The 832-nt window shown below is 49.9% G+C and carries 1 protein-coding gene; it reads left to right on the forward strand.

All coding sequences use genetic code 11. From position 1 onward, the window contains the following. Window positions 1-24: 24 nt before the first annotated feature. Window positions 25-832: DMT family transporter (locus R8N49_RS26145; RefSeq protein ID WP_318190329.1), on the forward strand; the 808-nt coding region annotated here is incomplete at its 3' end.

The raw sequence follows: 832 nt of genomic DNA on the forward strand, positions 1-832 counted from the left end.
GGCACATCATCACGCAGAGGCATCATGAACGAGCGTCGCGCCCTAGGATTTGGGCTCTCAGCAGTATTACTTTGGTCAACGGTTGCAACCGCATTTAAACTGACATTAGCGGAATTTACGCCGATCCAAATGCTGTGTATCGCCAGTATGGTTTCTGCCATCGCGCTTACGATTGTGTGCGGTGTGCAAGGTAAATTAAACCAGCTAAGTGCTACTTTTCTCTCTAATCCTTGGTACTACTTGCTGCTTGGTTTGATCAACCCGTTGGCGTATTACTTGATCCTATTTAAAGCGTACGATTTGCTGCCCGCTTCTCAAGCGCAGGCCATCAACTACAGCTGGGCCATTCCGCTCACCCTGATGGCAGCGGTGTTTTTGGGGCAGAAGATTCGTGGCAAAGATTGGATAGCGTGTGGATTCAGTTACCTCGGCGTGATCGTGATTGCAACGCAAGGCAATGTGCTTGGCATGCAGTTTGAGAGTCCGCTAGGCGTTGGCTTGGCACTGCTGTCGACGTTACTTTGGGCGGGTTACTGGATTCTCAACACCAAAAACAAAGCCGATCCGGTGGTTGGTGTTTTGCTGGGCTTTTTGGTTGCCATCCCATTCACTATCGCATTGAGTTGGTACGAAGGCGCAAGCTGGCAATCTATCTCCATCAAAGGCTGGGCGGCGGTGACATACGTCGGCTTGTTTGAGATGGGAGTGACGTTTGTGCTGTGGTTGAGCGCCTTGAAGTTAACCCAAAACACGGCGCGCATCAGTAACCTGATATTTGCTTCGCCATTTATCTCGTTGATGTTGTTGGCCACCATTATTGGTGAAAAAATCC

This window comes from Vibrio sp. 1978 (assembly GCF_033344345.1).